The sequence below is a fragment of the Archangium primigenium genome (assembly GCF_016904885.1).
Lineage (GTDB): Bacteria > Myxococcota > Myxococcia > Myxococcales > Myxococcaceae > Cystobacter > Cystobacter primigenius.
Window position 1 is genome coordinate 8,639,138 of sequence record NZ_JADWYI010000001.1, and the last position, 25,176, is coordinate 8,664,313.

General features: G+C 70.5%; 22 protein-coding genes. 12 read left to right on the top strand and 10 right to left on the bottom strand.

Going from position 1 to position 25,176, the window contains the following annotated elements; genetic code table 11:
• Positions 1-76 precede the first annotated feature (76 nt).
• Genes I3V78_RS35460 through I3V78_RS35485 form a run of 6 tightly spaced genes read right to left on the bottom strand, consistent with a single transcriptional unit; the run spans position 77 to position 5,796 of the window.
• Positions 77-1,711, bottom strand: a complete 1,635-nt coding sequence (locus I3V78_RS35460) for an FAD-dependent oxidoreductase (protein WP_204494883.1) — start codon at positions 1,709-1,711, stop codon at positions 77-79.
• On the bottom strand, positions 1,702-3,198 hold the full coding sequence (locus I3V78_RS35465) for a polyamine aminopropyltransferase (RefSeq protein WP_204494884.1): 1,497 nt from the start codon (positions 3,196-3,198) through the stop codon (positions 1,702-1,704). Before I3V78_RS35465 ends, I3V78_RS35460 begins: the two co-directional genes overlap by 10 nt.
• Positions 3,198-3,425: a DUF350 domain-containing protein gene (locus I3V78_RS35470; protein ID WP_204496913.1), complete on the bottom strand. Its 228-nt coding sequence runs from the start codon at positions 3,423-3,425 to the stop codon at positions 3,198-3,200. Before I3V78_RS35470 ends, I3V78_RS35465 begins: the two co-directional genes overlap by 1 nt.
• A gap of 5 nt (positions 3,426-3,430) precedes the next feature.
• Complete coding sequence (locus I3V78_RS35475) at positions 3,431-3,589, bottom strand: hypothetical protein (protein WP_204494885.1); 159 nt, start codon at positions 3,587-3,589, stop codon at positions 3,431-3,433.
• Positions 3,590-3,601: 12 nt separating this feature from the next.
• Entirely contained in the window at positions 3,602-5,491 is a 1,890-nt protein-coding gene (locus tag I3V78_RS35480; protein ID WP_204494886.1) for a DUF4178 domain-containing protein, read from the bottom strand.
• The gene (locus tag I3V78_RS35485; RefSeq protein ID WP_239576897.1) at positions 5,488-5,796 is read right to left on the bottom strand and encodes an S-adenosylmethionine decarboxylase family protein; all 309 of its coding nucleotides are present in this window, start codon (positions 5,794-5,796) and stop codon (positions 5,488-5,490) included. Before I3V78_RS35485 ends, I3V78_RS35480 begins: the two co-directional genes overlap by 4 nt.
• Positions 5,797-5,936: 140 nt before the next feature.
• Here I3V78_RS35485 and I3V78_RS35490 point away from each other — a divergent pair, with 140 nt between their 5' ends.
• From I3V78_RS35490 to I3V78_RS35515, 6 genes are all read left to right on the top strand, one after another.
• Positions 5,937-6,944, top strand: a complete 1,008-nt coding sequence (locus I3V78_RS35490) for a PGAP1-like alpha/beta domain-containing protein (RefSeq protein WP_204494887.1) — start codon at positions 5,937-5,939, stop codon at positions 6,942-6,944.
• Between the two features lie 294 nt (positions 6,945-7,238).
• Positions 7,239-7,610 (top strand): hypothetical protein, encoded by a 372-nt coding sequence (locus tag I3V78_RS40415; RefSeq protein WP_204494888.1) that lies wholly within the window; start codon positions 7,239-7,241, stop codon positions 7,608-7,610.
• A 35-nt stretch (positions 7,611-7,645) separates the two neighbouring features.
• Positions 7,646-8,164 carry a hypothetical protein gene (locus tag I3V78_RS35500; protein ID WP_204494889.1) on the top strand — a complete coding sequence of 173 codons (519 nt, stop codon included), beginning with the start codon at positions 7,646-7,648 and terminating at the stop codon, positions 8,162-8,164.
• Between the two features lie 61 nt (positions 8,165-8,225).
• Entirely contained in the window at positions 8,226-9,575 is a 1,350-nt protein-coding gene (locus I3V78_RS35505; RefSeq protein WP_204494891.1) for a cytochrome P450 family protein, read from the top strand.
• 90 nt (positions 9,576-9,665) lie between these two features.
• Positions 9,666-11,024, top strand: coding sequence for a cytochrome P450 family protein (locus tag I3V78_RS35510; RefSeq protein WP_204494892.1), 1,359 nt, complete (start codon positions 9,666-9,668; stop codon positions 11,022-11,024).
• Between the two features lie 120 nt (positions 11,025-11,144).
• Complete coding sequence (locus I3V78_RS35515; protein WP_204494893.1) at positions 11,145-11,579, top strand: YciI family protein; 435 nt, start codon at positions 11,145-11,147, stop codon at positions 11,577-11,579.
• Between the two features lie 15 nt (positions 11,580-11,594).
• Here I3V78_RS35515 and I3V78_RS35520 read toward each other — a convergent pair whose 3' ends face one another.
• Genes I3V78_RS35520 through I3V78_RS35530 form a run of 3 tightly spaced genes read right to left on the bottom strand, consistent with a single transcriptional unit; the run spans position 11,595 to position 16,995 of the window.
• A complete protein-coding gene (locus I3V78_RS35520) occupies positions 11,595-12,227 on the bottom strand; it encodes a pentapeptide repeat-containing protein (RefSeq protein WP_204494894.1) in 633 nt (210 codons plus the stop codon).
• Between the two features lie 11 nt (positions 12,228-12,238).
• Positions 12,239-13,861 (bottom strand): SitA5 family polymorphic toxin, encoded by a 1,623-nt coding sequence (gene sitA5 / locus I3V78_RS39635; RefSeq protein ID WP_476756494.1) that lies wholly within the window; start codon positions 13,859-13,861, stop codon positions 12,239-12,241.
• Complete coding sequence (locus I3V78_RS35530; protein WP_204494895.1) at positions 13,858-16,995, bottom strand: lipase/acyltransferase domain-containing protein; 3,138 nt, start codon at positions 16,993-16,995, stop codon at positions 13,858-13,860. Before I3V78_RS35530 ends, sitA5 begins: the two co-directional genes overlap by 4 nt.
• 197 nt (positions 16,996-17,192) lie before the next feature.
• On the opposite strand from I3V78_RS35530, the gene I3V78_RS35535 reads away from it, so the two are divergent.
• From I3V78_RS35535 to I3V78_RS35560, 6 genes are all read left to right on the top strand, one after another.
• The gene (locus I3V78_RS35535) at positions 17,193-17,999 is read left to right on the top strand and encodes a peptidylprolyl isomerase (protein ID WP_204494896.1); all 807 of its coding nucleotides are present in this window, start codon (positions 17,193-17,195) and stop codon (positions 17,997-17,999) included.
• Between the two features lie 14 nt (positions 18,000-18,013).
• Complete coding sequence (locus I3V78_RS35540) at positions 18,014-18,751, top strand: alpha/beta hydrolase (RefSeq protein WP_204494897.1); 738 nt, start codon at positions 18,014-18,016, stop codon at positions 18,749-18,751.
• Between the two features lie 28 nt (positions 18,752-18,779).
• On the top strand, positions 18,780-19,193 hold the full coding sequence (locus I3V78_RS35545; RefSeq protein ID WP_204494898.1) for a secondary thiamine-phosphate synthase enzyme YjbQ: 414 nt from the start codon (positions 18,780-18,782) through the stop codon (positions 19,191-19,193).
• 94 nt (positions 19,194-19,287) lie between these two features.
• Positions 19,288-19,731, top strand: coding sequence for a hypothetical protein (locus I3V78_RS35550; protein WP_204494899.1), 444 nt, complete (start codon positions 19,288-19,290; stop codon positions 19,729-19,731).
• A 32-nt stretch (positions 19,732-19,763) separates the two neighbouring features.
• Positions 19,764-21,923: an ATPase domain-containing protein gene (locus I3V78_RS35555; protein ID WP_204494900.1), complete on the top strand. Its 2,160-nt coding sequence runs from the start codon at positions 19,764-19,766 to the stop codon at positions 21,921-21,923.
• 43 nt (positions 21,924-21,966) lie between these two features.
• Positions 21,967-23,829 carry a sensor histidine kinase gene (locus tag I3V78_RS35560; protein ID WP_204494901.1) on the top strand — a complete coding sequence of 621 codons (1,863 nt, stop codon included), beginning with the start codon at positions 21,967-21,969 and terminating at the stop codon, positions 23,827-23,829.
• Between the two features lies 1 nt (position 23,830).
• Here I3V78_RS35560 and I3V78_RS35565 read toward each other — a convergent pair whose 3' ends face one another.
• Entirely contained in the window at positions 23,831-25,171 is a 1,341-nt protein-coding gene (locus I3V78_RS35565) for a sigma-54-dependent transcriptional regulator (protein WP_204494903.1), read from the bottom strand.
• Positions 25,172-25,176: the final 5 nt, after the last annotated feature.

Here is a 25,176-nt window from a genome sequence, read left to right on the forward strand (position 1 = left end):
TAGGGAGTCCCCCGCCGGACGTGGAGCGCCCCACCGCGGAGAGTGTCCGGAATCCGTTCGTCCCCGGACGCTTGCCTCAGAGCCAGCTGGGCGCGGTGCGTCCCAGGCCCGCCAGGGCCCGCTCGGCGGCCCGCACCCCGAACCAGTTGGCCTCCTCGAAGAGGCCCAGGCCGCCCAGGTCCGAGTGCGCGAAGTGCAGCACGTCGCCCAGGCTCTCCTGCGCGGCCTGGCGCGCGGGGCCCCAGAGGAAGCCCGGGACGGGCCGCACCATGGCGTGGCCCCAGCGCATGACCTCCAGGCGTTGGGCGCTCGCGGCGAGACCCCGGTGGGCCGGGAGCAGGTCCGCCATCACCAGCCCCTCCCAATCGGCATAGCTCGCGGACAGGGCCTTCTGGCGCTCGGCCTTCATGTCCAGGCCCGCCATGGGCAGGTACCAGGTGAGCACCGTGGGGCCGCGCTCGTCCTGGCGCGCGAGCTGGTGCGTGGCCACCACGTAGCCCAGGCTCCGGCTCTCGTAGAGGACGTTGTCCCAGGCGAGGGGAAAGCCGTGGGACCTCGGCGCCTCGGACAACGTGAGGTTGGCCACCACCCAGGGCCCGTACTGGAAGGCGTCCAGCCACTCGGGACGCCGCTGCCGCCAGGGAGCCACCACGTGGGCGGCCACGAAGCGGGGACAGGCCAGCACCACCTGCCGCGCCCGCCAGGCCCAAGGCCGACCCGTGGCCGCCTCCAGCGCGTCCACCCGGCAGCCGCCCGCCTCCGGCTCCACGGAGTGCACCAGCACGCCGGGCTCCACCTGCCCCGCGGGCAGCGCGGACAGGAGCTGGCGCACCAGCCGGCCATTGCCCTCGGGCCAGCTCAGGAAACCCTCGCTGCGCTCGCCTCGCCCGTCCTGCCGCGCGGCGAAGTACCAGATGCCCGCCCACGCCGACACGCCCTCGGCCGTGGTGCCGTAATCGTCCCGGCACGCGTAGTCCACGAGCCAGCGCAGCCGCCGCGAGCGGAAGCCCTCGCGCTCGAGCCACTGGGCCATGGTGAGCGCGTCCAGGGCCGTCCACTCGGCGTCGTCGCTGGAGAGCGCCGTGGGCACCGCGAAGGCCTTGCGGCCCCGGGCATCCCGCGCCGCCGCGAAGGCGTTCATCCGGGACTCGAAGCGCGCGAGCTCCGCCAGGTCCTCCGCGCTCGCCCCGGCGCGCAGGTACAGGCCCTCGTACCACTCGCCCCGGTAGAAGAGCCGCTCCTCGGGCTCGCGCACGAGCAGCTCCTCGTCGAAGAGGGGCTGGCCCGTGTCGTCCACGCCCGTCACCGCGTCCATCTCGCGCAACAGCCGCATCACCGGCCCGGTGTCCCGCAGCGGCGCGGGCAGGTAGTGCGCGCCCCAGGGGAAGGCGGACACCGCGTTCTTCCCCGCGCGCGCCGTGCCGCCCGCCTCCGTGTCCAGCTCCAGCACGCGCACGTCCCGCACGCCCGCGGCCGCCAGCCGCCACGCCGCGCTCAGGCCCGCGGCCCCCGCGCCCACCACCAGCACGTCCACCGTCTGGAGTTCGGCCGCGCGCGGCAAGGGAGCGCCGCGCAGCCGGTGCCCCGTGTCCACCACCCGGTCCACCACGCCCCCGGGCACGGGCGCGCGCGGCGTCCGATCGCGGCAGGCGCTCGTCGCCACCGCCGAGCCGAGGAACGCGGCGATGAGCTCGCGCCGCTTCAGTTCCACCGCCGCCACTCCTCCTCGTAGTAGTGCACGAGCACCTGGTTGTTGAGCCGGTTGACCTCCGCGGGCAGGGGGCTCATGTCCGCGGGGAAGTGGAAGAGCGTGTCCAGCGTGTCCTCGGACAGGAAGCGCAGGCCCTCGGCCAGGGGACGGCGGGGAGCCGCGGCCTCGTGGGCCACCAGCACGTAGCCCCACTCCCCGAAGGACGGCACCAGCGCGTGGTAGGGGTGCGTCCAGAAGCCCGCCGCCCGGAGCGTCGTGTCCACGCACCAGAAGGAGCGCCGGGCGTACAGCGGCGAGGTGCTCTGGATGACGGCCACGCCGTCCGACGCCAGCCGCCGCTTGAGCAGCCGGTAGAAGCCCGTGGTGTAGAGCTTGCCCAGGGCGAAGTTGTTGGGGTCCGGGAAGTCCACCACGATGACGTCCCAGTGGCTCGTGTCCTCGCGCAGGAACTGCATCGCGTCCGTGTTGAGCACACGCATGCGCGGATCCTCGAGCGCGCGGCCGTTGAGCTCCGCCAATTCGTTCCAGCGCAGCGCGAGCCCCGTCATCGCCGGATCCAGGTCCACGAGCGTCAGGTGCTTGACCTCCGGGTACTTGAGGATCTCCCGCGCCGCGAGCCCATCCCCGCCGCCGAGCACCAGCACCCGCTCGAGCTTGCCGGCGCGCGTGACGGCCGGATGCACGAGGGCCTCGTGGTAGCGGTACTCGTCCACGCTGGCGAACTGCAGGTTGCCATTGAGGTAGAGCGAGAAGCCCCGCTTGCCGCGCGTGAGCACGATGCGCTGGTAGGGCGAGCTCGTCGCGTGCACCACCTCGTCGGAGAAGAGGTGCTCCTCGGAGAAGTTGTTCAGCCGCTCGCCCATCACCAGGCCCGCCACGAGGAAGAGGCTGAGCAGCACCGCCTTGATGCGCAGGCGGTTCGGGTGGGCCAGCACCGGCTGGAGCAGCCACGTGCTCCACAGGCCCACCAGCGCGTTGAGCAGACCGAACAGGAGCGACGTGCGCACCAGGCCCAGCTTCGGCACGAACAGCAGCGGAAAGCTGATGCTCGCGGCCAGCGCGCCCAGGTAGTCGAACGTCAGCACCTGGCTGACCAGGTCCTTGAATTGGAGCTCGTCCTTGAGCAGGCGCAGGAGAAGCGGAATCTCCAGCCCCACCAGGGTGCCGATGAGCAGCACGCTGCCGTAGAGCACCACCCGGAAGACGTCCGTGAAGGCGAAGGTGAGGAAGAGCAGCGGCGCGCAGCAGCCGCCGATGAGCGCCACGGCCAGCTCCACCTCCACGAAGCGCTGCGCCAGTCCGCGCTCCACGAAGCGCGACAGCCAGCTGCCGATGCCCATGGCGAACAGGTAGCAGCCAATCACCGTGGAGAACTGGGTGATGGAGTCGCCGAGCAGATAGCTCGCCAGCGCGCCCACGATGAGCTCGTAGATGAGCCCACACGTGGCGATGACGAGCACGGTGACGAAAAGGAGCTTCTTGTTCATCAACCCGAGATGGCGGCGGCCACGATGATGGCCAGCCCCAGGATGAAGGAACCCATCACGATGCCGAGCGCCGTGTTCTGATCGACCTCGATCTCCTTGTGCACGTCGAACGGCATGATGAGCCGGAACACGTACAGCCCCGCCACGAACACCGCCAACCCCACCAGCGAGTACACGAGGCTCGCCAGCAGGTTGTCCACGTTCACCACCACGGCCAGCACACCCATCGGCATCACTTCCCTCCCATGAAGCTTCCACTGCGATAGCGCGCCGCGCCGACCGCCCCCCGGGCGCCGTCGGACTTGCCGCGCTGAGCGCCGCTGAACGGCTCGAAGCCGAGCACCGCCATGAGGCCGTAGAGCAGCACGATGATTCCACCGAAGTACTTCATCCCGTCCTCCCCTCAACTCCCCTGCTTCAAGTTGCTCTCGCTCCAGCGCGAGCTCTCGAACAGGGAGGAGCGCAGCAGGTTCCACGCGGGAACGATGAGCAACAGCATCAAGGAACAGAACAGCCACAGAAAGCGCGGCGAGTCGCTCACGAGCCTGAGCCGGTAGTTGGGCAGCTGCTTGCTGAAGCTCGCCTGGGTGCGCAGCACGTAGCGTCCCGCCTCCACCGAGGACAGGTAATCCGTGGTCTCGAGGCCGCCCTCGCTCCACGCGCCGTCCGAGTCCCTCCCCGTGTAGAGGCTCACCTCCTCGTAGAAGCCGATGACCTCCTGGGTGTCCTGGTTGAGCAGCTCGCCCTCCACGCCCAGCCAGCTGTTGTTCACGTTCGCGCCCAACGACACCCGCAGGTTGCCGCGCTGATGGATCTCGAAGGGCTCGCTGAACCACACGGCCGTGGCCGTGCCGGAGTGGGCGTCCGGCGCCAGCGCCACCGTCTGATGGAGCACCACCTCGTTGGCCGCGCGCGAGTTCACCCCGATGTAGATGAAGAGCAGGAACGCGGCCCACAGGCCGACCCACCGCCACGCGGTGGCGCTCCGGTGCGGGTTGGGCTGGCTCGGGGCGATGCCGTGGGGCGTGGGCAGCGGCTCCTTCAAGCCAAAGGCCTCGCGCACCACCTCGGGCGACAGGTATTCGCCCCGGGTGTACGAGACCTCCGTCTCCGTCTCCTCCTCGTTCACCGAGAGCGGCGGCGCCACGAACTCCTCGGCCGTCGCCGTCTCGCCCGCCCGCACCGCCCAGTAGAACTCCCCCAGCACCAGCTCCGTGACGGCCGTCACGCGCTGGAAGGCCACGAAGCGCTCGCCCCCCAGGTGCGCGGCCACGCCCGAGCGGGCCGACACCTCGCCCGCGTCCAGGGGCTTGAGGAACACCCAGTGCCCGTTGGAGCTCATCAGCCAGGTGAAGCCGCGCCCGCGGTTGAAGAGGAGGTACTCCTCCCAGGGGTAGCGCACCCCTTCCACCTCGCACGAGCGCACCATCATGCCGATGCAGATCCACTCCGCGGCGTCGAGCGTGCCCCGGGCCCCCAGCTCCAGCGCGAAGGGGTGGTCGGGCTTCTGGAGCAGCTCGAGGAAGGCGAGCCGGCCATTGCGGCCCACCTCCAGGAGCGCGCCGCAGTAGGGACACGCCACGCGCTTGCTCTGGTCCGGGGCGCGCAGCTCCAGGGGGCCATTGCACTCGGTGCAACGCGCCTGGACCAGCGCCACCTGCTTCACCCGGGGCCGGAGCTGATCCGGCGGGATGCCCAGCTCGGTGAGCTTCAGCTTCCGGCCGATGAAGACCTCGGGCTCCTTCGCCCAGGCGCCGAAGTCGAGCGTGACGAAGACGCCACCCGGGCCCGAGGCATCCACGTAGTGGCTGTCCGCGCTCGGGTCCACGTCGTGGGGGAGCTGGCCCTCGGCGGCCACCACCCGACCATGGCCCCGCTCCTCCACCGCCAGCCGATGTCCCCGGAGGCTGAAGCGGCGGCCGGGCGCGAAGTCCTGGAGCTTCAGCTCCGGCTCCAGGCCCTCGGCGTACAGGAGGTAGAAGGCGCCCTCGGCCTCGCTCAACCAGCCCGTGCGCCCGTCATCGAACTCCACGTACCACTCGTCCCAGGGCCCCGCGCCATGGTCCTTCTGCAGGTGGCCCACCACCCGGTAGGCCTCGCGGCCCACGCGGCCCTCCACCCCGAGCCGCAGGGGCGAGTCGGTGTCGACGACGGCGCCCACCTTGCCGTGGGCCTCCAGGTCCAACCCCTTCTTGGCCACCACCGTCTGGCAATGGCCGCACACCACCACCTGCGCCGACCCCGCGGTGAACTCCACCGCCGCGCCACACGCGGGACATTTCCCCTGCGTCACGCCTCCCCCCCCCGTGGCAGCTCCCGCACGTGGCAGGACGTCGCGCCCAGGTGCCGCGCCAGCAGCGACTCGAAGTCCGGACGCGCGCGCACCCGGCAGCAATAGACATTGAGCGCGGCGAAGCCGTGCTCGGGAAAGGTGTGGAGGGCCAGATGGCTCTCGGCCAGCAGCGCCAGTCCCGTGACCCCTCCCGGCTCCGGGAAGACATGCCACTGCGGCTGGCCGATGACCCGCAGGTCCAGCAGCACGACGAGCTCCTCGAACAGGGCCGCGAGGCTCCGGGCGTCCTTGAGACGCTCGGGCATGCACCCCCGCACATCCACCAGCCATTCCTGTCCGGTCGTCAGACGCCTGCCTCCCCTGGAGCCGCCCTCCTTCTAGCACGGGCCGCCCGCCGGGGTGCCTCCGACAATGGGCGGGGCGGGCCTGATAGACTGCCGGGCGCATGGCCTCGAAGGATCTCCGTCCCTCCCCCCCGCCGCCCCCCCCTGGCCCCGTCCCCACCCCCGCCGCGCCGGGCGTGATCGCGCGGATGCTCCAGTCCCTGCGCGCCCTGCCCGAGGCCCGGCACAACCCGTCGGCGGCGCCGGGCAGCACGGGCCTGGCGGGCTGGTTCAAGGCCGAGACGCCCCCGCCTCTCGAGGACGTCACCGCGCGCTTCCACGCGGTCTACGCGCGCGTGCGGGACAACGAGGCGGTGCTGCCGGACGAGGCGCGGCGCCACCAGTATCTGCTCATCAAGGGCATGCTGGGGGACGAGCTGCCCGGCTACCTGGACGACAACCAGCGCCGCCTGGAGGAGCGTGGCCTGGAGACGCGCGGGGTGGCGGTGGACACCGAGGGCCGGCTGCTGGACAACGTGGCCGTGGTGCGCGAGGCGCTGCTGGATGCCCGGCACTTCCGCCGCTCGGTGGTGCTCGTGGGGCACAGCAAGGGGGGCGTGGAGGCCTTGAGCGCGCTCGCGCTCCACCCGGAATTGCGCGAGGTCGTGCGCGCGGTGGTGACGCTCCAGGCGCCCTACGGCGGCTCGGTCATCGCCAACGATCTCGTGGCGTCGCCCGCGCTCCGGCGGCTGGTGGACGTGGCCTTCCCCTCGCTCTTCCAGGGCGATGGCGCCTCGGTGGAGGACCTGTCCTACGCCCGGCGCCAGGACTTCGTGCGCCGCCATCCCTATCCGGCCGGCATCCCCACCGTGTCCCTGGCCACCTCACGGCTGTCCCGGCGCTCGGTGCTGCGCCCGCTGTGCGCCTATGTCCACGAGCGCTACGGCTGGGGCTGTGATGGCCTGGTGGCCGCGCTGGACGCGGAGATCCCCGGCTCGCGCGTGGTGCGGCTCGGCGACATGGACCACGCCGAGGCGGCCATGACCGGCCTGCCCGGCTTCTCCAACTACTTCCCGAGCGCCCTCACCGAGACGATGGTCGCCCTGGCGCTCGACGCCCCGCGCTTTTGAAAGGACGTCGCCATGCGTCCTCTCCTTCACACCACGCTCCTGCTGCTCTTGGCATGTGCGACAACGGATCCGAGGCCGCTCACACAGGAAGCCCCGACTCCAGCTGTCGACAACCTTCAGCGGGCCGCGCGGTATCCCTGGACGGATGACGGGCATTGCGTAGTGCGAGAAGCCGCGCAGGGCTGGCCCGTCCTGGCGGAGAGATGTTTTCACGCGCTCGACCACGACAGGGTCGAGTTCCACGATGTCACGGGACAATGCGCGGTCGCCTCGGCGGGCGCGGCAGCCTTGGGCGTGGGACTTTGCATCTTCGCGGCTCCCGAGATCGTTGTTGGGACGGTGCTCGTTCTCGGGGTCGTCGTGGTGGCCCTCGCCATCGAGGCGGAGTTGGATGCCTACGCATCGAAGCGAAAGCCCACCTCCAAGAGCCCACCCGACCCCAAACAAAACCCCCAGCCGCTCGTTCCGACCGATCCCCATCCGGCGGACTACGCGGAGTGGCGTGAGCGCTGCACGGACCACTACATCAAGTGCACGGGCTACTTCGCGGGGATGAAGGAACCCCGGGTCTACGGGGAGAGCCTGTGCCAATCGTGTTCGCGCGTCTGTCGACGCACGGGCCGATGGCCGACGGAGTTCAGCGGGCATCCCTGCCCGGGAGGTTGAGTGTGCGGAGCACACGCGCGAATTGGTGGCAGAGCGTGGCGAAGCGCCGTGATGAACTCTCGATCGAGCTGATGAAGGCCAAGGCGCCCTATGAGGAGCACAAGCGCCAGTTGCTCGAGCAGGCCAGGGACCTGATGCGCGAGGCGGTCAGTCCTGCTGAATCCCGCCACATCCAGCGGCTCACCCTGCAAGAGCTCATCACGGAGGCCTACGCGAGTGGGGCCGACTGGAACGAGTTCGGCGCGCTCTTGCGCCGCATTCGACGGCTTGGCTACGCGGACATCACCCACCGGGTCCATGTGGCGTGCCTCTTCGTCCAAGCAGTGCCCCGGTTCCCCGAGCGAGCTCGACGGGCATTCGCCCTTCTCGCGGAAGCGGAGCGAATGCTCAAGCGCCGCCGCAAGAATCATCCCCTCCGGAGAGAAGGCATGCAGGGCATTGCGCATGCACGCGAAGTAGCGGCCGCGGCAGGCCTCACCCCGCGCAAGGAGACCGCGGTGAAGCCGTTGTCCAGCGGACGCGCTCGTACGGTCCGGTCGGGATTGTCGGAATGATTTGCTTCGCATATGACTTCCCTTGGAAATCATCACGCGAAGTCCCCAGGGGGTTGTTGCGATGGCGACGAATCCGACGGAGCAGGAGCAGCGGGCGACGGGCTGTCCCATGAAGCAGGCGCCGCACGGCGGTCCGGTGGTGCTCGACCGGGAGGACCCCCGGTTCCTCGCCGGGGCCCACGAGGCTTACACGCACTTGCGCGAGCTGGGCCCCGTCGTGCGGGCCCACTTCGGTCGCGGGCTCACGGACGACCTCGAGGCCCCGGGCACGCCGCCCGGCGGTGAGCGCTTCTTCGTGACGCGCTACGACGAGGCCGTGGAGACGCTGCTCGACGACCGCGTCTCCTCGGACTTCCGCACCGGGATGACGCCCGAGCAGCGCGGACGGCTGGCCTCCATGCCCGAGGAGCTCAAGCCCCTGGCGTACAGCATGCTGATGCTGGACCCCCCGGACCACACGCGGCTGCGCAAGCTCGTCCAGCCGAGCTTCACCGCCCGGGCCATGGAGACGCTGAGGCCGCGCATCCAGCGCATCATCGACCAGCGGCTGGACGAGGTGGAGCGCGAGGCCGCCATGCGGGGCGAGGCCGTGTCGGAGCGCCGCATGGACCTCATCCGCGCCTTCGCCTACCCGGTGCCCATCACCGTCATCAGCGACATGCTCGGCATCCCCGACGAGGACCGCGCCCAGGTGCACACGTGGGCCGAGGGCCTCCTGTCCGAGGACGGCGCGAAGGAGATGAACGAGCAGCGGCGCGCCGTGCTGCGCACGTTCAACGGGTACCTGACGGGCCTGTTCGAGCGCAAGCGGCGCACGCCCGGCGAGGACATGATCAGCCAGATGCTCGTGGTCCAGGAGGAGGGAGACCGCTTGAGCGAGCAGGAGATGGTCTCCATGGTGTTCATCCTCTTCTTCGCCGGGCACGTCACCACGGTGAACCTCATCGGCAACGGCGTGGTGGCGCTGCTCACGCACCCGGAGCAGCTCGCGCGCCTGCGCGCGGACCCGGCGCTCGCCAAGGGCGCCGTCGAGGAGACCCTGCGCTACGCGGGGCCGGTGGACTACATGAGCACGCCGCGCATCGTCCGCGAGGACATGGAGATCGCCGGGTGCCCCGTCGCCCGGGGCGAGAAGCTGACGGTGGGGCTCGCCTCGGCCAACCGCGACCCCCGGCACTTCGCCAACCCCGACGCCTTCGACATCACCCGGCCGGACGCCCACCGCAACATCGCCTTCGGCAAGGGCATCCACGTGTGTATCGGCGCTCCCCTCGCCCGCCTGGAGGGCCAGCTCGCCTTCGAGACCCTGTTCCGCCGCTATCCCGACCTGCGGCTCGCGGTGCCCGTCGAGTCGCTGCGCCTGGGCACCAGCAGCCTGCGCGGCTACACACAGGTGCCCGTCCTCTTCTGAGCCGGACGGAGGGCGCGCGCCCGGCCCTCGCTTGACGGTGCCGGGCGCGTGGGAGAAGAGGGCCTTCCCGCGAAAGCGAAGGAGCCCCTCATGACGAAGCACCCGACCGAGTCCCAGCCCGAGCAGACCGGGGAGCCGGCGCGCTGTCCCGTCCACCTGGACAAGGAAAATCCGGCGTTCCTGGCCACCGCCTATGCCACCTACGCGGAGCTGCGAGCCCAGGGCCCCGTCGTGCGCGCGGCCTTTGGTCGGGGCTTCGCGGACGCCGTGCAGTCCACCCTGGACAAGAAGCCCGGCGGCCCGCCGCCCCTCCACGAGCGCTTCTTCGTGACGCGCTACGACGAGGCGGTGGAGGCGCTGCTGGATGACCGCCTCTCCTCGGACTTCCGCACGGCGCTCACGCCCCCGCAGCGCGCGCAGCTCGCGCACATGCCCGAGGAGCTCAAGCCCCTGGCCTACAGCCTGCTGATGCTCGACCCCCCGGACCACACCCGGCTGCGCAAGCTCGTCCAGCCCAACTTCACCGCCCGGGCCATGGAGGGCCTGCGCCCGCGCGTCCAGCACATCGTGGACCGGCTGCTGGACGAGGCCGAGCGCGCCGCCGCCGCGCGCGGAGAGGCCGCCCCCACGCGCACCATGGACTGGCGCCAGGCCTTCGCCCACCCGCTGCCCGTGGCGGTCATCAGCGACATGCTCGGCATCCCCGAGGCGGACCGTGACTGGCTGCACGCGTGGATGGAGAAGCTGGCCTCGAGCAACCCGCGCGACCCCTCGCAGATGGGGATGCGCATGGAGCTGATGCGCGAGTTCCAGGGCTACCTCAAGGGCCTGTTCGAGCAGCGGCGCCAGAGCCCCACCGAGGACATGATCAGCCAGATGGTCCACGCCCAGGAAGACGGCGACCGGCTGAGCGACGTGGAGATGATGTCCATGGTCATCATCCTCTTCTTCGCCGGACACATCACCACGGTGAACCTCCTGGGCAATGGCGTGGTGGCGCTGCTCACCCAGCCCGGCCAGTACGAGCGCGTGCGGGAGGATCCCTCGCTCATCAAGGGGCTCATCGAGGAGACCCTGCGCTACTGGGGCCCGGTGGACTACATGACCACGCCGCGCATCGCCCTGGCGGACCTGGAGCTGGCGGGCACCCGGGTGTGCGCGGGCGAGCAACTGTCCATCGGCCTGGCCTCGGCCAACCGCGACCCCGCGCGCTTCGCCAACCCGGACGTGTTCGACGTCACGCGCCCCGACGCCCAGCGCCACCTGGCCTTCGGCAAGGGCATCCACGTGTGCATCGGCGCGCCCCTGGCCCGCCTGGAGGCCGAGCTGGCCTTCACGACCCTGCTGCGGCGCTACCCCTCGCTCCAGCTCGCCGGGTCCGCCGACGCGCTGCGCTGGAGCACCCGCGCCGGCATGCGGGGCTTCGAGTCCATTCCCCTGCACTTCTAAAGCCCCGGGATTCCGGAGGTCTGACCCGGGCGCGGAAAAAATCAGCGCCCGTGTCGATTTCCGCCGGGCCCGTTCGACATCAGGATGAAACCGACGCGGTCCCCGAAAGGATTCACGACCATGAAGTTCCTCATCCTGGTGAAGGCGACGAAGGACTCCGAGGCGGGCGTCATGCCGAGCGAGCAGATGTTCGCGGAGATGGGCAAGTACAACGAGGAGCTGGTCAAGGCGGGCATCCTGCTCGCGGGCGAGGGCCTGCACCCGAGCAACAAGGGCGCCCGGGTGCGCTTCTCCGGCACGCAGCGCACGGTGGTGGACGGCCCCTTCGCCGAGACGAAGGAGCTGGTCGCCGGCTTCTGGATCTTCCAGGTGCGCTCGCGCGAGGAGGCGATCGAGTGGGTCAAGCGCTGCCCCAACCCGATGCTGGAGGACAGCGAGATCGAGATCCGGCAGATCTTCGCGCCCGAGGACTTCGGCGAGGCGCTCCCCCCCGAGCTGCGCGCGGCGGAGGACCGCCTGCGCGAGCAGATCGAGGGCCAGACCCGGCGCGCCTGAGTCCCGGGGGCTCCGTCAGTAGACGATGCCGTCGAACCGCTCGATGACCTCCCGGAAGGCGTCCTCGGTGGTCTTGAAGCGCCTGGCGATTGACGGGGCGTACAATGTCACGGCCCTCGTACGAGGAGGGTCCTGGTACGGCCCGTCCACGACGATCGGGCGGTACCCTCCCGGCCATTCGACACGGTTGAGCTCGTCGGCGCGTGCGATGGGCTCCAGGAGGGTGAAGCAGGGCCATTTGGGAAAACGGAGGGTGGCGGGGTCACAGCCCAGGAAGCGGCAGCCATCCAGCCGGGCCTCGGTGAAGTCACAGTCCTCGATAGACCCGTGCTGATACCAGGGATCACTCGCGTATTCGGGCCAGTACCCGAAGTCGCAGCCCGACAGACGCCCCTTGAAGCGGCAGCCCTTGAGGGACGCGGCCGTCCAGCTCTGGTAGTTCTTCAACTCCTGTTTCACCTCGAAGGTGCAGTCGATGAAGCGGGCCTGTTTGATGATCAGTCGACTCGCGGGAACCTTCAGCACCAGGGTGCACTCGCGCAGCGTCAACGCGGTGCTGAGGTAGTAGAGCGAATTTTTGTCCGTCAGCTCCAATCGCTCGTTTTTGATCTCCTGATTCTTGAAGATGACGTTCTCGAGCCCGACCACGATCGTTCCTCTCAAAAGGGGAGCATCCGGAAGAATTCGCCTGCCATTCTCCTGCCATGCAGTGCCAGATTTGACTCCGACCCGGAGAGAATCTCGTACTTGCAACCCGTGGAGGGATCAATCACGTCCACCCCCTTGTGATTGAATCGAAGGGGTCCCTCGAATTGTGCCCTCAGACGCGCGTGCACATAGCGCCCTCGTGCCTCACGTTCCAACAACCGGGCCAACCAATACTTTCCCTGTTGGAGCGCGCCCGCGATGGCTTCTCGCTCGCTGCGCGAGAGCCTGCTGGAGTTCCACTCCTTCGCGCTCTGAGTGACCGCGTCCTGAAGCATGTCACCCACGGTGTCACGGGCGGGGATGTCCGAGGTCGACTTGCCTCGGGGCAGGTGCCAGCGCTGACCATCGCTCAGTTCCACCTGCCGGTTGCCACCCCGATGACGCAGCAGGGTCTTGGCGGAGCGTCCCCCCGGAGCCTGGCCCGCGCTTCCGCCCGCGCCCTGCTTGAGCATCACCACGGCCATGGGGCCGTGCGGCGAGATCGCCACCGCGTCCACGGCCACGACCGCCTGGACCAGCACGCCCTCCGTCGCGAGTGCGTCCGGAGCCCAGCGACCCATCACGGCGCCGCCGCCCTGGGCCGCGAACCGTTCTCCCGCGACGAAGACGCCGGGGAGTGACTTCACCCGCGAAGCCACCTGCCCCAGCGTGTGTCCACTGAGCGCGGCCACCGCGAGGATCAGGGCCCGTGCCGCGTCCTCGCCCAGGACCTTGCCGAACGCCGCGCCCGCTCCGCGAAGTTCCTCGAAGGTGGTGGCGTGGTGCGCCGTGTCGACCAAACGGGCCCAGCCCTCCATGAGCCCATACACCGTCTCGAGGCCCAGGTACCCCACGAGGAGGAGCGTCAGGCTGGCCGCCACGGCCTTCGTCACTGGCTCGGGCACCACCCACATCATGCAATAGAGCGCCACCGTCCAGACCACCAGGGAGATCAGTGCCCGCGCGTCCAGCAACCCGTGCTGGAGCGCCCCCCGCGTCTCGTCGAGCACCGAGCCGAAAGCCAGGGCCAGCGCCCACGCCCGTCGGTCATCCGCGCGCAGGTAGGGACCATCGTCCAGAAGGCCCAGACAATCGCCCCCGCCCCGCCGCTCACACCAGTGCAGGTACTTCGTCCGCAGGGCTTCTTCGACCTGGGGAGTGAGCACCCCGAGGCCCGCCTGCCGCTCGGGGATCCAGGTAAGTCCCTCGCCGTGGCGGTGCTCCAGTGTCCAGTCGCCCGAACCGGCCACCGTCGGAGTCTCCGCGGACGTTGTCGCGAGGCCCCACAACGCATGGGCGGCCTCCCGGGGTGTTCGCGCGCCCCACCGCACGTCGCGGACGAGCCGCAGGAAGGCGGGTTGGAACTCGGCCCGGGACATGGGCACCGGCCGCATCGCGGCGGCCCCAGGCTCCAGGAAGTCCACCCCGTACTCCACGGTCGCCTCACGCGCGGACTCCGCTGGGACGGCCCGCCGTCCGGGAGGCGCCCCCGTGGCACACGCGAACTGGAAGAGGACGAGGAGCGTCCAGACGCGAAAGGGGAGCCCGCGAGACGGGCCCCCGCGCGGAGCGTCTGGACGGAGGGAGGGCGTCACGCCGCGGCGGACTGGGAGAAGCGCGCCATCACATCCCCCACGTACACGTAGGACAGGTACGTGGGCGACGTCTTCGCCTCGCTCTGGCGCAGCCGCCGCAGCGCCTCGCCCACCGGCAGCTGCTTCTCCCACAGGTCCGTCACCAGTTGCTCCACCGCCGTGCGCGCGTGCGCGTCCTGCACCGGCCACAGGGGCGCGATGAAGCCCGCGAACTTCTCGCTCACGAACGTCTCCGCCCACCCGCCAATGCCACCGAGCATGTCCGTGGCCGTGCCCACCTCGCACGCGTTGAAGATGACGAGCGGCCGCGACTTCTGGCCCAGCATCGTGAAGGCGCTGCGCACCTCCAGCGTCTTGAGTTCCCCGTCCTCCAGGTAGACGCACGAGGGCGACACCTCGTTGTTCGCGCTGTACTTGCCGTGTCCCGCGAAGTGCAACAGCGCCACGCGGTTGGGATAGCTGCCGCCCAGGAGGCTCATGAGGGGCTGACGGCGGCCCGCCACCTTCACCGCGCGGAAGCGCCGACCGAGCTGCCGCGACTCCTCCTGCGCCTGGGGCAGCGGCGCCAGGTGCGGGTGGAACTGGTAGTCCGGCGCGATGGTGAGGATGTCTCCGCGCATCAGCCGCGACGTGAGTGACGTCTGGTAGTCGAGCAGCCAGCGCGCCACCGGATGCTCCATGCACAAGAGCTCCGCGCCCGGCACGTCCGCGGGTGACATCAACTCCCAGGGGATGTGCGGGTCATCCGTGATGAACTGGATGGGGAAGCCCGCGCCGTACTGCTGGCGCAGCGCCTTGTACGTCTCGCGGAAGACGTGCGGCGCGCGCTGGTAGAGCAGCTTGCCGAGCCCCATGAACCAGGCGAAGTGCTCTCCGGCGCGCAGCTCGCGCGCGGTGTTGGCCACGCTCTGGAAGAACGCCGCCGGATCGCTGCCCAGGTTGTGCTCTCCGGACAGCCGCGCCGGCAGGCCCTCGCAGGGCACGGACACCTGGAGCATCCAGAACAGGCGCTGGGGGCTGCTCGGATCCAGGCGGTGGATCTGCACCGTCAGGTGGGGCTTCTGGGCCCCCGCCTCCAGCGCGAACGTGCCCCGGGCCTCGTCGTCCGAGGCCGCGGACAGGCCGCCCGCGCCTCCCCCGCCCGAGGGCGCGCGGGACGTGGACGGCCCGGGCCCGCCCGTCCCCGAGGACTCGATGGGCACGCGCCGGCGGGCCGCGCCGCAGAAGCGGCCCTCGTACTCGAAGGTGGCCACCACGGTGAGCTCGCCCGTGGCGCCCGCGTTCACGGTGCCGGTGAGGGTGGCCGCGATGGAGCTGTCATTGCGCCGCACCAGCACCACGCCCGTGTCCGCCCCGGGGCGGAACGTCATCTCCGAGCACAAGAGGCGCACCTTGACGGGCAGCTCCTTCCAGTCGGCCGCGAGCCCACTCATCTGCACGCCCGCGGACTCCGTCTCCGGGCCCACCTCCGCGAGCGCCAGGTCCACCGTCAGGGGAAAGGGCTGGCCCGCGCGCGCGGGGATGATGGGCTCCACCGAGGGGTAGCGGGTGATGGTCTGCCCCTCGTCGCGCACCGCGGGCTGGGGCACGTGGTCCAGCGCGGATTGCCCGGCCGGCGGCGGCGGCGACGCCGCGGGCACCGCCGAGCGCATGTCCCGCGCGGGTCCCCCCGGAATGCCCGGGCTCGCGCAGAACTCGCGCGTCTCCTCGTCATCGGGCAGCTCGCCCGCGCGGTGGAAGACGGCGAACACGTCGCTCACGGGGATGACCTCGGGGCCGCCCTTGACGCTCAGCCGGTACATGCCGGGCGGCAGCGGACGGAACGTGCCCGTGTGGAAGCCGTCCGGGCCGCGCACCAGCGGCTCGGCGAAGGACTCCCCCGTCTTCACGTTGGAGACGTAGGCCCGCAGCGCCACGGGCTCGGCCGAGGGCCGCACGCGCACCGGCACGGGCTCGTCGTGCCCGAACGCGTCCTCCAGGCTCAAGGAGAGCATGCGCGGCGCGGGGCCGAACAGGGCGTCGCGGTACTTGTCCAGTTGCAGGTGCTGGCCGGTGATGACGCCCTCCACGTGGGCCAGCACCTCGAAGGCGTTCTGCAACGAGGCGTGGGACGTGGGGCTGTACATGGCGCGCACCTGGTGGCGCTCCTCCAGCGGCAGGGCGGACACGCGCGGCACGGTGCCGTCCCCGCCGTGGTCCGTGCCGTCCGCCTCGCCCCAGAGCATCTCCAGGCCGCCGGCCGCGTTGAGCCGCGCGCCCTGCAACGTCGGCTGGAAGGTGCCCACCACCGGGTGCAGGTGGTAGCCGCGCTCCACGTAGGCCGCCTCGCGCGCGTTCGTCTCCAGCGCCCCCATGATCTCCCGGTGGAAGGCGAGCCCCTGGGCGGCGCGCGCGGGGTCCATCCCGCCGAGGGCCGGGGCCTCGCCCGGACGCACCATGCGCCCGTCGGGCAGTTGCACGCACGGGTACATGGGCAGCAGTTGGTAGGCGCTGGGCAGCGAGCGCACCATCTCCGTCAGGTCCACCAGGTTCACGGGCCCCAGGTCCTTGCGAAAGCCCAGCGCGAGCGCCTGCAGCGCCATGAAGGAGCCGCGGTGCGGGGTGCCGAAGGTGATGAGCGCGCGCGTGTCCTTCCACCCGCCCAGGCACTCGAGGAAGTAGCGCGACACGACGCCGCCCATGGAGTGGCCCACGAGGATGAGGCGCGCGTCCGGCGAGCCGCCATTGCTGTGCCGCCAGGTGTGCAGCCAGCGCGCGCACTGCTCCTGGAGCCGCTTCGCGGTGAAGCGGATGTCGCGCCGCCAGTCGTAGGGGAACTCGAAGAAGTTGGCGCCGGGGATGAGCCCCAGCCGGTCCACGAGCGTCTCGGCCACGCGCGTATAGCCATCCACCTTCCACAGGCCGGGGATGAGGTGCGTGTCGGGCAGCACGCTCACGGCCTCCACGCCGTCGTCGGCGAGCGCGCCGCCCGCGTCGGACTTGAGCGTGAGCGACTTCACGCTGCCCAGGCCGCTGAACAGGGCGCGGAAGATGGCGCTGCCCGACAGGCCCCAGATCTCCTTGCCCTCGCGCTGCAGCACGCTGCCGAGCAGACCTGGCAGAAGAACGACGACATCCTTGATGACGGCGGCCATGGGCTTCCTCCTCCTGGGAGCACGCTCCCGGGGCTCGTACGCGCGGGCCCCAGGAGGACTGACGATAGCCGCTATCCTAGGGTTCCCCTCCCACCTGACCGAGACTTCCGAGCGTGAGGGATTGAACGCTTCCGGGCGCCCCCCGGCGCTCAAATGGCCGTTCCGGGCGTTTCATTCCCCGCTAGGATGCCCGCCCCATGCGCACGTCCTTCTTGAAGACCGGACTCCTCCTGCTGACCCTGACGGCCTGCACCGAGGAGAAGAGCACGCCGCCCCCCGCCACGAAGACCGAGACGCCCCCCGTCGCGCGGCAGACGCCGCCGCCGGCGCCGCCCCCCAGCCTCACGCCGCCGGCCCCCCTGCCGCCGCCCGAGCCGCCCGAGCCCCAGGCCGAGCACGGCGCCAGCGCCGCGCCCCGCACGCGCCCGCCCGCGGACAAGCCCGGCCCCTGGCAGAAGAAGGCGCTGGAGGGCAAGGACCTCTACGCCACGATGGTGACGAGCCAGGGCAACATCGTGATCAAGCTCTTCGCCAAGGACGCCCCCATCACGGTGGCCAACTTCGTGGGCCTGGCCAACGGCGAGCAGGAGTGGACGGACCCGCGCACGGGCAAGCTCCAGCAGAAGACGCCGCTGTACAAGGACGTCATCTTCCACCGCATCATCCCCGGCTTCATGATCCAGGGCGGTGACATCCTGGGCACGGGCACGGGCACGCCGGGCTACGGCTTCGAGGACGAGGTGCGCAGCGGCCGCTCCTTCGACAAGCCGGGCCTGCTCGCCATGGCCAACCGGGGCGCGGGCACGCAGAGCAACGGCAGCCAGTTCTTCATCACCGTCTCCACGCCCGCCCACCTCAACGGCCGGCACACCATCTTCGGCGAGGTGGTGAAGGGCTATGACATCGTGCAGGCCATGGCCCAGGTGCAGACGGGGCCCATGGACAAGCCCGTCAAGGACGTGGTGCTCAAGAAGGTGACGCTCAGCGACACCCAGCCCAAGTAGGAACGAGGCCCCCCATGCGACGCGTGAGCACGAAGCTCGGAGAGTTGGACTGCCAGGTGGTGGACGCCCTGCCGGAGGGCACCGCGCCGGAGCTGGCGGTGGTGCTGTGCCATGGCTTCGGCGCGCCGGCGACGGACCTGGTCCCCCTGGCGCGTGAGCTGGTGGAGAGCCAGCCCGAGCTGAGCGCCAAGGTGCGCTTCGTGTTCCCCGCGGCGCCGCTGTCGCTCGCCTCCCTGGGCATGCCGTCCGGCCGGGCCTGGTTCCACCTGCCCATGGAGGTGCTCATGGGCCAGAAGCGCGACTGGCCCTCGTTCGAGAAGTCCGTGCCCGAGGGGCTCGCCCAGGCCCGGCGCGGGCTCATGAGCCTGCTCTCCGCCCTGTCCGCGGCCACGAAGCTGCCCTACGGGAAGATCGTCCTCGGCGGCTTCAGCCAGGGCGGCATGGTGACGACCGACCTGGCGCTGCGCCTGGAGGAGGCCCCCGCGGGCCTGTGCATCCTCTCCGGCACGCTCATCTGCCAGGACGAGTGGAAGCAGCGGGCCCAGAAGCGCAAGGGCCTGCCCGTGCTCCAGGCGCATGGCAAGTCCGACGACGTGCTGCCCTTCGCCCAGGCGGAGAAGCTGCGCGACCTGCTCCAGGAGGCCGGCCTCCTGGTGGACTTCCTGCCGTTCAACGGGCCCCACACCATCGATCCCGACGAGTTGCGGCGGCTGGCGGAGTTCCTCCATATCCGTCTGAAGAAGCAGCCCTGAACGACCCCCAGCCCCCGGGAGCGAGCCCATGTACCACGCGAAGCAATTGACGGTGGCCACCCGGGGCCGGGGCTTCTACGACATCACCGCCGAGGTGCAGCGCGCCGTGGCCGCGAGCGGCGCGGCCCAGGGCCTGTGCACCGTCTTCCTGCACCACACCAGCGCCTCGCTCATCCTGTGCGAGAACGCGGACCCGGACGTGCGCCGGGACCTGGAGGCCTTCTTCGCGCGGCTGGTGCAGGACGGCGATCCGCTCTTCCGCCACGACGCCGAGGGCCCGGACGACATGCCCGCGCACGTACGCACGGTGCTCACGCAGAACTCCTTGAGTGTCCCGATCCAGGACGGCGCGGCCCACCTGGGCACCTGGCAGGGGCTCTATGTCTGGGAGCACCGCACCGCGCCGCATCAGCGCCGGGTGACCGTTTCCATCGTGAACTAACCACCGCGCGAGTACGGACGGCGCACTGGACATCCCCGGTCCTTTCCCGTTAAGGCGCCGTCGTCGGCCACGCTCTCCGCTCGAACTCAGTCCCGTGCCTAATCCTCCCAAGACGACCGAGCGCTCCAGCCACACCGAGGCCGTGCGGACGTGGCGTGAGACGTGGTCGGCGACGCCCACGCGCACCGAGCTGCTCGACCTGTTCGAGCGGGCCCTGGATGGGCTCTGGCGCCGGGCCCATCTGAGCCTGGGAGAGATCACCCTGATGGCCATCGTGGACCGGGTGCTCCACGACGGGACCGAGCGCTATCCCCACCTCGCGGTGCTCAAGCTCGAGACGAGTGGTCTGAATTTTGGCGAGCTGCGGCAGAGCGTACAGGCCCTCGCGGAGACACTGCTCGAGGAGTCCCTGACGTTCCTGCTGGGTGAGCTGCTGCGCGTGCTGGGAACACTCACGGGAGAGATCCTCACTCCGGCGCTCCACGCGGAGCTGCATCGGGTGCGTCCCGAGGAGGCAAAGAAGGGTGTCAAGGTATGAGCGGTCCAGGTGAACAGCCGTTGATCCCCCGATTGGAAACGGGCGTCCCCAACCTGGATGCCATCTTCCATGGGGGTCTGCCCAAGGGCGTGGTGACCGTGCTGGCGGGGCCTCCCGGCTCGGGCAAGACCATCCTCACCCAGCAGATCTGCTTCCATCACGCGGCGCGGGGCGGGCGGGTCCTCTATTTCAACACCCTCTCCGAGTCGACGGCCAAGACGCTGCTGTATCTGCGCCCCTTCTCGTTCTTCGATCCGGAGTTGATCCAGGAGCGCATCCGCTTCATCGACCTGGGCGTGATCCTGCGCACCAAGGGGCTCGAGCTGACGAGCAACCTGCTCATGGATCACATCAAGCAGTTCAAGCCCAGCCTGGTGGTCATCGACAGCTTCAAGGTCTTCGATGACCTGGCCCAGTCGGCCGAGGATCTGCGCAAGTTCACCTACGAGATCACCGTCCGGCTGATGGCCTGGGAGTGCACCTGTCTGCTGCTCGGCGAATACAACCCCGAGCACTTCGAGCACCCGGCCTACTCCGCCATCGACGGCATCATCACCGTGCGGCAGCGCGAGCTGTCCGGCGAGCATCAGCGGATGCTGCGGGTCGTCAAGCTGCGCGGCACCTCGCACAGCCGCGAGGAGCACCCCTTCGTCATCACCCAGGCGGGTGTCGAGGTGTACGCGCCGAGCATCCGGCTGCAGCGCAAGAACCACGGCCTGGGACAGGCCCCCACCCAGCGGATGAAGACGGGCGTCTCCAAGCTCGATGAGCTGATGGGCGAGGGCATCCCGCTCGGCTCCAGCCTCATCGTCTCGGGCGTGCCGGGGTCGGGCAAGACGATCCTCGGACTGGAGTTCCTCTACCGGGGCGCGCGGGACCTCGGCGAGAAGGGCGTGTTCCTCTCGTTCGAGGAGACCGAGGAGCGCCTGCTCGCCACGGCGCGGGGACTCGGCTGGGAGTTGGACCGGGAGATCGAGCGGGGACTCGTACGGCTCCTCTTCATCCCCCAGCCAGACATCCTGGTGGACCGGGACATCCAAGAGTTGCAGCACCAGGTCGAGACGTTCGGGGCCCGGCGCGTGGTGCTCGACTCGATGTCCGTCTTCCTCCACAAGGTGGAGGATCGGCGCCTCGTCCGGGACAAGGTGTTCTGGCTGTCCAACGTCATCCAGAACCAGCGCGCGGTGGGCCTGTTCACCAACGACGTCCCGGAGGGCACGCGTCAGCTCACGCGCTTTGGGGTGGAAGAGACGGTGGTGGACGGGCTCATCTTCCTGTCGTGGGAGGCGGAGGGCATGGAGCGGCAGCGCTACCTGGAGGTGAACAAGCTGCGCAACACGGGTCATGCCACGGGGCGCCACTCGATGACCATTGGTCGCGGGGGCATCACCCTCTATCCGCGCGTCGACGAGCAGCGCAGGCTGGACACGCGCGCCACGTCCACGCTCGAGCGCATGTCCTCGGGCGTGCCACGGCTCGACGAGCTGCTGGGCGGCGGGTTCATCACCGACAGCGTGACCCTGCTGTCCGGCAGCCCCGGCACGGGCAAGAGCATCCTCTGCATGCAGTTCGTGCTGGAGGCGGCGCGCCGCCAGGAGCGCGCCCTGTACATCACGCTCGAGGAGCATCCCGCCCAGCTCATCCAGGGCGCCCGGTCCCTGGGGCTGCCCTTGCAGGAGGCCCTGGACGCGGGCTGGGTGGAGTTCCTCTACCTGCCCCGCGAGCACATGCACGCGGCGCGCTTCCTGAGCCTGGTGGAGGAGACCATCCGCCGCGGCAGGCCCACGCGCCTGGTGCTCGACAGCGCCAGCGACATCGAGGTGCTCGGGTTCATCTCCGATGAGCTGCGGCGGCTGCTCCACAGCCTCGTGCTGCGCCTGCGCGGCCTGGGGGTGACCAGCCTCTTCACGCTCGAGGCCCGCTCGCTCTTCGTCTCCGACATCATCAGCGAGCGGGGACTGTCGCCGCTCGCCGACAACATCCTCATGCTCCGCTACGCCCAGCAGGAAGGCGTGCTCGTGCCCGTGCTCACCGTGGTGAAGACGCGCGGCAGCGCGCATGATCGGGCCAGCCACTGCCTCTCCATTGGCGAGGGCGGCGTGACGCTGACTGGCAGGTTCGAGGAGGAATCCCTACTTTCCAGCACGAAGCGGAAACACCGGCGGACCTTCCCCTGGAGGCGCTCCAAGTAGCGTTCACGCAAGCCCCCCACGGTCACGGTCTGGAGCGCCTGGCATGGACGAGCAGCACCTGACACCGACGGACTCGCCAGGCGCCTTCCCGGGCACGCCGACGCAGGCGCCCACCCGGCGCCACCTGGAGCCCCTGTACGACATCAGCAAGCGGCTCACCTGCTTCGAGAGCGTGGCGCGGACCTTTCCCGAGGTGATGGCGCTCGCCGCCCAGGTGGTCCCCCTGCGCACGGTGCTGCTGCTGGAGGGCGTGGACGAGGGCGGCCAGCCAAGCGAGGCGCGGCCTCACGTGACGGTCTGGCGGCGAGGGCGCATGTCCGCGCAGCAGCTCCGCCTGGCCCTCCAACAGGCGACCGAGACCTATGCCTACCTCCTCGGCCAGAAGGTCGTGGAGGTGCGGGGCGAGGCCGTGGCCGACGTCCGGGGACGACGCGCCCCGACGCCCGCGCCGACGCCCCCGCCCCTCATCACCCTGCCGCTGGCCATCAAGGGGCGCGTGTTCGGCACGCTCCAGTTGGAGATGACCGGCGGCGTGGCCGAGGAGGAGTTGGCCTTCATCGCCGCGGTGGCCCACCAGCTCGCGGGAGCGCTGGACCGGCACCATGCGCTGCGGCGCGAGGTGCACCTGCGCGAGCGCGCCGAGACGCTCGAGCGGGCCCACCGCGAGTTCCTGGCCCGCGAGCGCGAGGCGCGTCTGGAGAGCGAGGCGGCCCACCGGCGGCAGACGCTCCTGGCCGAGGCGGGCGCCGTGCTCTCCACCTCCCTGGACCCCCAGGCCTCGCTCGGCGCGCTCGCGCGCCTGCTGGTGCCCGCGTGGGCCGACTGCTGCGCCATCGAGCTCTTCGAGGAGGATCCCCGGAACGCCCAGCGGGTGCTTCCCCGCCGCATCGCCACGGTGGCCGCCGCGCCCCAGGACGCGATGCCCGGACAGGACGCCTTCGTCACCCACGTGCTGCGAAGCCACCCCTGGGTGGCGTCCACGGGGGGCCTCGATCACCCGCCCCGGGGCCACGCCCTGGTGGAGCGGATGGATGCCCCCGGCTTTCCCTCCAACCTCCGCCTGCTCATCCGCGTGCGGGAGTGCACCCTCGGGGCGGTGAGCCTCGTCTCCGCCCGGCCCGGGCGCTACGGCCCCGCCGAGCTCGCCCTCTTCGAGGCCCTCGCGCAGCGCATCGCGATGGCGGTGGACCTGGCGCGGCTCTACCAGCAGGCGGAGGAGGCGTCGCGCTGGCGCGAGGAGATGCTGGCCACCGTGTCCCACGACATCAAGACGTCCCTGCTCGCGGTGCGGCTCAACACCGAGATGGCCCAGGCGGGCGCGCGCCCCGAGGACAACCCCCGGCAGCAGAAGTACCTGGAGCGCATCCTCCAGGCGGAGGAGAGCATGCGCGGCCTCATCGAGAACATCCTGGATCGCGCGCGCATGCAGGGCGTGCCCGTGCCGCTCACCCCCCAGCCGCAGCGGGTGGAGGAGCTCCTGCACGAGACGTGTGACAGCCTGCGGCCGCTCGCCCAGCACAAGGAGCAGCGCCTGAGGGTGGAGCCATCCTCGGGGCTGCCGCTGGTGAGCGTCGACCGGGAGCGCATCCACCAGGTGCTCGCCAACCTGGTGGGCAATGCCTTGAAGTACACCCCTTCGGGAGGCCGCATCACCCTACGGGCCACCCCGGAGCCGGGGCAGGTGCGCATCACCGTGGAGGACACGGGCCCGGGCATCTCCCCGGAGGACCTCCCGCACGTCTTCGGGCGCTTCTGGCGGGCCCACCGCGCCACCGCGCAGGGCACGGGCCTGGGGCTGAGCATCGCCAAGGGCATCGTGGAGGCCCATGGCGGCACCATCGGCGTGGAGTCCCGGTACGGGGAAGGCAGCACCTTCTTCTTCACCCTGCCCCGGGCGCCCGCCTGAGCTACGACTCGGGGACCTGCCCTTCCAGGAGCTTGTAGAGCGTCTTGCGATCCACATCCAGCAGGCGCGCCGCCTCGCTCTTGTTGCCCCCCACGTGCTGGAGCACGTGGGCCGCGTAGCGCCGGGACAGCTCGGCCAGGCTCGGCATGTCCCCGGCGAGGCCACTGAGCTTGCGGGGCGCGTCGCCGATGGGCTCGGGGAAGTCCGGCGGCCCGAGCACGCCCGTCACGTTGAGCGCCAGGGCGCGCGCCACCACGTTCTCCAGTTGCCGCACGTTGCCCGGCCAGTCATAGGCCGTCAGCCGCGCCATGGCCTCGCGCGCCACCACCGGCGCCACCCCGCCACGGGCCTGCAGCGCGGCGAAGTGATCCACCAGGGCGGGAATGTCCTCGCGCCGCTCGCGCAGGGGCGGCAGGTGCAGGTGCACCACGTCCAGGCGGTAGAGCAGATCCTCGCGGAACAGGCCCTCGGTCACCCGGGCCTTCAAGTCCTTGTTCGTCGCGGCCACCACCCGCACGTCCACCTTCACCGGCGCGCTCTCGCCCACCCGGCGGATCTCCCCCTCCTGCAGCGCGCGCAACAGCTGCGCCTGCACCTTGGGGCCCACGTCGCCGATCTCGTCCAGGAAGAGCGTGCCGCCATGGGCCTCCTCGAACAGGCCCCGCCGCGCTCCGGTGGCGCCGGTGAACGAGCCGCGCGCGTGGCCGAACAGCTCGCTCTCCATGAGTGACTCGGAGATGGCGCCACAGTCCACCGGGATGAAGGGGCCCTGGGAGCGGGGCGAGCGCCGGTGCAGCGCCCGCGCCACCATCTCCTTGCCCGTGCCCGTCTCGCCGGTGATGAGCACCGGCACCGCCGTGGCCGCCGCGCGCGCCACCTGCTTGTACACCTCCAGCAGCGCCGGGCTGCGGCCCACCATGGCGCCGCGCTCCACCTGCTTGCGCAGGGAGCGGTTCTCCTCCACCAGCCGCTTCTGCTCCAGCGCCCGCCGCGCCACCCGCACGATGGCGTCCACGTCGAAGGGCTTGGACAGGTAGTCGAAGGCGCCCTGCTGGATGCTGTCCAGCGCGCCCTCGATGTTGCCGAACGCCGTCACCACGATGACGGGCGTGTCCGGCAGGTGCGCGCGCACCTCGTTGAGCACGGTGAGCCCGTCACCCGCGTGGGGCATCATCATGTCCGTGAACACCAGGTCGAAGGGGCCCTCCTCGCTCAGGCGCGTGGCGGCCATCTTCGGATCCGACGCCTGTGTCACCTCCCCGAGCATGCCGAGCAGGCGCTTGAGCAGATCCCTCGCGTGAGGGTCATCGTCGACGACGAGGATGCGGGCGGCGGGACTCATGGTCC